6 protein-coding genes are annotated in these 6,105 nt (G+C 70.5%); 2 read left to right on the forward strand and 4 right to left on the reverse strand.

What is annotated here, in order from left to right; translation table 11 throughout:
- Positions 1-131 precede the first annotated feature (131 nt).
- The gene (locus AOJ26_RS36585) at positions 132-719 is read left to right on the forward strand and encodes an isochorismatase family protein (protein ID WP_053852667.1); all 588 of its coding nucleotides are present in this window, start codon (positions 132-134) and stop codon (positions 717-719) included.
- A 9-nt stretch (positions 720-728) separates the two neighbouring features.
- Here AOJ26_RS36585 and AOJ26_RS36590 read toward each other — a convergent pair whose 3' ends face one another.
- Positions 729-1,073: a hypothetical protein gene (locus AOJ26_RS36590; RefSeq protein ID WP_053852668.1), complete on the reverse strand. Its 345-nt coding sequence runs from the start codon at positions 1,071-1,073 to the stop codon at positions 729-731.
- A gap of 113 nt (positions 1,074-1,186) precedes the next feature.
- On the reverse strand, positions 1,187-3,544 hold the full coding sequence (locus tag AOJ26_RS36595) for an immune inhibitor A domain-containing protein (RefSeq protein ID WP_053852669.1): 2,358 nt from the start codon (positions 3,542-3,544) through the stop codon (positions 1,187-1,189).
- Positions 3,545-3,880: 336 nt separating this feature from the next.
- Between AOJ26_RS36595 and AOJ26_RS36600 the strand changes: the two genes are divergently transcribed.
- A complete protein-coding gene (locus tag AOJ26_RS36600) occupies positions 3,881-4,141 on the forward strand; it encodes a hypothetical protein (RefSeq protein WP_053852670.1) in 261 nt (86 codons plus the stop codon).
- Positions 4,142-4,670: 529 nt separating this feature from the next.
- On the opposite strand, the gene AOJ26_RS36605 is transcribed toward AOJ26_RS36600, so the two are convergent.
- Both AOJ26_RS36605 and AOJ26_RS36610 read right to left on the reverse strand, forming a co-directional pair.
- Positions 4,671-5,300, reverse strand: coding sequence for an RDD family protein (locus AOJ26_RS36605; RefSeq protein WP_053852671.1), 630 nt, complete (start codon positions 5,298-5,300; stop codon positions 4,671-4,673).
- 89 nt (positions 5,301-5,389) lie between these two features.
- Positions 5,390-6,105: RDD family protein (locus AOJ26_RS36610; RefSeq protein WP_234358761.1), on the reverse strand; the 716-nt coding region annotated here is incomplete at its 5' end.

Genomic DNA, 6,105 nt, shown 5'->3' on the forward strand with positions numbered 1-6,105 from the left:
CCAGGCGCCGGCGTGACCCGCCGAGCAGGCCCCGCGGCCGCCGCCCCGAACGCGCCCGCCCGTGCCCCCTCCCGCTCACTCCGCGAAGTCTCTAGGCTCGTAAGTTCACTCTTAGTCGAAGGACACCCACCATGCGCCGCGCCTTGATCGTCGTCGACGTGCAGAACGACTTCTGCGAGGGAGGCAGCCTCGCGGTGGCCGGGGGCGCCGACGTGGCCGCCGCCGTCACCGAACTGATCGGGCAGGCGGCGGGCTCCGGCTACCAGCACGTGGTGGCCACCCGGGACCACCACATCGCGCCCGGCGGCCACTTCGCCGACAACCCCGACTTCGTACACTCCTGGCCCGCGCACTGCGTCGCCGGGACCGAGGGGGTGGGGTTCCACCCGAACTTCGCCCCGGCCGTCGCCTCCGGGGCGATCGACGCGGTCTTCGACAAGGGGGCGTACGCGGCGGCCTACAGCGGGTTCGAGGGCGCCGACGAGAACGGCGTACCGCTGGCCGACTGGCTGCGGGCGCGGGAGGTGACCGAGGTGGACGTGGTCGGGATCGCCACCGACCACTGCGTACGGGCCACCGCGCTGGACGCGGCCCGGGAGGGCTTCCGCACGCAGGTCCTCCTCGATCTCACCGCCGGGGTCGCCGAGGCGACGACCGAGCGGGCGATCGAGGAGCTGCGGGAGGCGGGCGTGGAGCTGTCCGGGAAGCCGGTCGTCTAGGGCGGGCGCTCAGGCCGGCGCCGTCGGCCTGCGCAGCAGTGACCGGATGGGATGCCACAGCTCCTGGACCAGCTCGGGTCCGCCCGCGACAGCGTTGTCAGGGGCGGTACGCCATATCAGTCCGTCCGGGTGGTGCAGTACGGCCGTGATCTCGTCGGGGGTCGGGGGCGCGCCGTTGCCGCGCAGGTACACCGCCCGCAGACCCAGGTTGCGCAGCCTGGTCAGGGCGCGCGCCCGGTTCTGGGCGTGGACGAGTACCCGCACGCTGCCGTAGCCGTCGGCGGGCGGGCGGGGCAGGTTCAGCGCCACCACCACCCTGCCGTTCGGCAGCTTGCAGAAACCTCCTGCGGCCATGCGGTCACACCCCCGTGTGCGTCGGTGTCAATAAGGAAGCCACAGGACGCACCTAAACACGATCGGCGGCAACCCGCCAGGGGTTGCCGCCGATACGCTTCTGACCTGCTGCTTTACCGCTTCTTGGCCGAAGGGCCGACCTGGAGCGTGATCGTCGAGCCGTCCAGGGGCTCCTTGACGATCTTGATCCGGGTGTCGGTGTCAGTGATGTTGACACCGGCGAGCGGGTTCGACGCGTCGTAGTAGCTCGACGTGCCGTCGTCGAAGACCGGGACGCCCGGCTTGGACTTGATCTTCGTCGGGACGTCGGCGTTGTGCAGCGTGATCGCGTCCGTCGGGTACCAGCTGAAGGTGGAGTCGTAGGCCTGGATGCGGTTGCGCATCAGCGTGCCGTCGGACCACCTGAGCGCGGTCGGGTGCGAGTCGACCGGGAGGATCAGACCCTCACCCGGGTGCTGGCTGGTGTTGTCGTCGGCCTGGGAGGTGTCCCACTTCCAGATCAACAGGCCGTTCTGGTAGGCGTAGTGCTCCACCCAGTCCGGACGGGTCTTCGAGAAGCCGTAGTTGTACGGGCCGACCTTCAACACCTTGTCGTACGACACGTATTGGCGGTTCTCGGCGATGTAGTACTGCGCGTAGTCGTCCGTGATGGAGGCGCCGATGCGCGAGAAGCCGTTGGCGGTCCAGGCGGCGTCCGCCGTCTCGGCGTTGTCGGAGAACAGGGTCGCGCCGTCGGCGGTCACCGTGATCTCGTCGGCCGCGAAGCCCTTCTGGGCCACCCCGCCGTCCGTCTGGTAGCGGAAGCGCAGCTGGATCTTCTGGCCCGCGTAGGCGTTCAGCGGGAAGGTCAGCTTCTGGTACGCCTCGACCGTGCCGGTGAGGGCGGGCTTGCCGCTGCCGTCACGCGGGATCGCCGTGCCGTCGGCCAGAGTGCCGTCGATCGGCGTCCAGTTGGAGCCGTCGGTGGAGACCTCGGCGTAGGCGTAGTCGTAGTCCTTCTCGGTGTCCCACCAGGCGTCGAGGGTCAGCGCCGCCGAGGACTTGCCGGTCAGGTCGACCGCGCGGGTCAGGGTGTTGCGCAGGTCGTTGCCGCTGCCGCTCCACCACTGGGTCGCGCCCTGCGCCGGGGTGACCACCGGGGTGGTGACCGCCTTCCTCGGCAGCTGGACCACGAGCGCCTGCGGGTTCTTGGTGTTGTACTCCGCGACGCCCAGCTTGTGGGAGGAGCGCTTGCCCGCCGTGGCCGTGTCGTAGTCGAGCCAGCCCAGTTGCAGCTTGTCCCAGGCGTTCATGTCGCCGGGCAGGTCGCCGATGGAGTCCTTGCCGGTACCGAGCCAGGAACCGGAGGACATCAGCGTCCAGAAGCCGGTGGAGTTCTCGCCGCCGCCGGAGGTGTCGTACTCGTCGGGCAGGCCGAGGTCGTGGCCGTACTCGTGCGCGAAGACGCCGAGGCCGCCGTTCTCCGGCTGGATGGTGTAGTCGCCGACCCAGATGCCGGTGTCGCCGATCTGGGTGCCGCCGAGCTTGTTGCCCGAGGGGCCGGTGGAGCCGGCGTCGGTGCCGAAGGCGTACCAGCGGTGGGCCCAGATGGCGTCCTCGCCCTGGGCGCCGCCGCCCGCGGACTCGTCCTCGCCGGCGTGCACGATCTGGAAGTGGTCGATGTAGCCGTCGGGCTCGTTGAAGTCGCCGTCGCCGTCGAAGTCGTAGCGGTCCCACTGGTCGAACTCGGCCAGTTCCGCGGCGATCTCGGCGGCGGTGTCCCCGGCGGCCTCGCGCTCGGCGACCCAGGCGTTGACGCCGTCCTGGACCGCGTACCAGGCGCAGTTGTCGGGGTCGCACTTGTTGGAGCCGTAGCGGGCCTCGTTGTAGGGCACCTTGACCCAGTCGGTGACCTCGCCGTCGACCGAGTAGCGGCCCGAGGACTGCTTCTCGTAGTACTTCTTCAGCGACTCGGTCTTCTTGCCGGTCCCGAAGTACAGGTCCTGGAAGTGCGCCTGGTTGTAGTCCGCCTGCCAGGCCGTGCTGTTGTTCTGGCTGCGGTCGGGCTGGGCGATCTGGTTGTGCAGCGGGCCGGCCGTGCCGCCGTAGCGGGGGTCGACCTTGTCACCGAACTCCACCAGGATGGTGAAGATCTTGTCGGTCTTCTCGCGGCCGAGTTCGACGTACTTGCTGTCGCCCTTGCGGCTCTTGAGCTCGACCACCTGGGAGCCGTCGCGGTTCCGCACGGCGGCGTCGCCGGATATGACCTGGTCGAGCGCCTCCTTGCGCTGCGCCTCCTGGGTCTTGGTCAGCGGGCCGTCGAAGTCGTGCTCCCTGGCCTTCGCCGGCTGCGGGTCCTGCCGGTCGACCGCGGAGGTCCCGGCGGCGTTGTCCGCGGCCTGTGCCACGGCGAACGTGGAGAACGTGGCCGAGGCCGCGGCCAGCGCCACGACCGTCGCCGCCGTCCTGAACGTCCAGGATCTGTCAGTCACTTGTACCTCTCCCCTATCAGGCAAGTGACCGGTATTTGACTAAAGGTTGAGGAGAAAAGACAGACCTTGACTTGGACCCGACAAGTGCATTATTGGGAGCCGGTGTTCGCATTGCGGACATGTGACAGAACCGCGACGGGCGCGTGCGGCCGTCCACTTGGTGGACGTCATGACTCCGTGCGCCCCCTGTGCACCGGCACTGTTGGTTAGGTCACGCTTACTGTTCGTTCCACTCGGGCACACAGGCGATTAGAGTCGATTGGCGGAACGCCCGGAAGTCGGCGGAATGCCAGGCTGACACCCCCCGTGGACCCCAAAATCCGAGGACCGATTGCCATGCCTCGTCCGACCGCCGCACAGATCGCCTACGGTTCGATCACCGTCATCTTCTCGACGCTCGCCATGCTGCTGCTGTCACAGACGAGTTCGGTCGTGGGGACCGCGGTCATCGCGGTGTCGGCGCTCGCCCTCGGCCTGCTGGTCGCCATGACGGTCCCCCAGCCCAAGCCCCGTGTCGTTGCGGTGAGCAGGCCCGCCGACCGTCCGGCGGAGGAGCCGGTCCCCGCGGTGGCCTCCGGCTCGAAGACCGCGGCCTGAACAGTTCCCTGAGTCTTCGCTCCGGGCGCCGGTCACACGCCGTACCGCCCGACGACGGCTTGACGAGCGCCCGGTACGGCGGAGCGTCTCCGACACCGCGCGGCGAACCGGGACGCCGACAACTCGGCCTCCCCCACCCCACGTTCCCCACGCCCACCGGGGTTGCGTGCGCCCCCGCTCACCGACAGCTGGGCCCACCGGGACGTCCTGCCGATTCTCGGGGGCAGCGGCGGCGTTCGCCATCACCGGCCGGGAGCGCGGCGCAGCGCGGTACTTCGGACGCCCCGGCTGACAGTTCGGCCTCATAGGCGCGCCGCCGCGACAGCGCCTTACCCTGCCGGGTGCTCCGGGTCCCCGCGTTGCATCAGCCCGTACCGGGGCCCGCCGACCGCCTTCGCCCCCGCTTACCGATGACTCTGCGGGCCCGACCCACCGGCCTCAACGCTGTCTGGGGCAGCGCCGGCAGGTCGGCCCGCCCTCGCCTGCTCACGGGCGTCTGCGCGACCGCCCGTGGCCCCCCTCGACCCCGTCAATCCGTGCTGACCACCACCGTCTTGGCCGCCTTGTCGTGCAGGCCCTGCTTGTAGGGCTTGTCGAAGTAGCTCCAGCCGCCCGAGATGGCGGTCCAGATGCAGGCGCAGCAGAAGGCGAACGGGATCCACAGGACCGCCGAGCGGATCAGCGTGGTCTGCACGGAGGGCGTGGAGCCGTTGTCGAGGTTCGCCACCCGCATGCCGAGCCACTTCTTGCCGAGCGTCTGGCCGGAGCGGGTGATCAGGACGGTGTCGTAGGCGATGTAGAGCACCGCGGCGAGGAGGGACTGGGCGAGCGACTTGCCGTACTGGACGTTGTCGCCGTTCACGTCGTACTCGCTCACCCCGAAGCCCCAGGTGATCAGCCAGACGACGATGCCCACGAGGATCATGTCGATGATGCGGGCCAGCGTGCGCCTGCCGCTGGACGCGAGCGCGGGCATGCCCGCCAGCGGGTCGGTGGGGTAGGAGCCGCCGCCGTACGGGTCGCCGCCGGGGGCACCCCCGTAGGGCGGGGGCGGGGTGCTGTACGGCGATCCCGAGCCCTCGGCAGGCGGGGGCTGCTTCCTGAACGGGTCGTCATCCGGCGGCTGCTGGCCGGAGCCGTGGGGCGGTTCGCTGCTCATGGCCCGAGTCGACCGCGAACCCCACGGCTCCGCATCCGGCGAGCGGCCGTCCGGAGTACCGAATCACGTACGCCGTTCGGAGGACCCCCTCAGCCAGCCACGAACGTATGCGCCGCCTTGTCGTGCCAGCACTGGTGCCACGGCCGGTCGAACAGGCACCAGGCGACGCCCACGAGGCCGATGCCGAGCAGGCCGGGGACGCTGTAGACCAGCCAGCGGCGCAGGGCCCCACCGAACGACGGGGGCTCGTGCGCCTCGATGTCCCGCACCTCCAGGCCGAGCAGCTTCTTGCCGAGGGTGCGGCCCCACCTGGCGGTGGGCAGCGCCTCGTACAGGACACCGGCGACGAGGAGCACGGCGACCACGATGCCGAGGTACACCGACGTGGTGCCGTCCAGCAGCCAGACCGTCACGGTCTCGCCGGAGAGCTTGGCCGCGTCGATCTTCTCGTTGACGTGGTCGGCCGCCTTGGTACCGAGGGGGACGGCGGCCACGGCGGTCACCGCGCCGACGACGAGGGTGTCGAGCAGGCGAGCGGCCAGGCGCTTGCCGAGCCCGGCGGGCCTGGCCGAGGCCTGGCGGCGGGCGGCCGCCTGGAAGATGTCCTCGACCGGGGGCTTCCAGGGGGCGGGCTGCTCCTCGTCGGGTCCCGCGAGCCGGTGCACCTGCTGGGCCCAGGAGGGCTGGCCCCCGCCGGGACCCGCGCTCATGGGGGTAGCGGCGACCGGGGCACCGACGGCCGGGGCACCGACGGCCGGGGCTGCGGCTCCCTGCTGGGGCACGCCCGGAGGGGCCGCCTGCGGGC

It is taken from the genome of Streptomyces sp. NRRL B-24085 (assembly GCF_001282115.1).
Lineage (GTDB): Bacteria > Actinomycetota > Actinomycetes > Streptomycetales > Streptomycetaceae > Streptomyces.

Bases quoted from the DNA above. Each gene is read 5' to 3' on its own strand.
- AOJ26_RS36585 (WP_053852667.1), top strand. From the start codon at position 132: ATGCGCCGCGCCTTGATCGTCGTCGACGTGCAGAACGACTTCTGCGAG.
- AOJ26_RS36590 (WP_053852668.1), bottom strand. From the start codon at position 1,073: ATGGCCGCAGGAGGTTTCTGCAAGCTGCCGAACGGCAGGGTGGTGGTG.
- AOJ26_RS36600 (WP_053852670.1), top strand. From the start codon at position 3,881: ATGCCTCGTCCGACCGCCGCACAGATCGCCTACGGTTCGATCACCGTC.
- AOJ26_RS36605 (WP_053852671.1), bottom strand. From the start codon at position 5,300: ATGAGCAGCGAACCGCCCCACGGCTCCGGCCAGCAGCCGCCGGATGAC.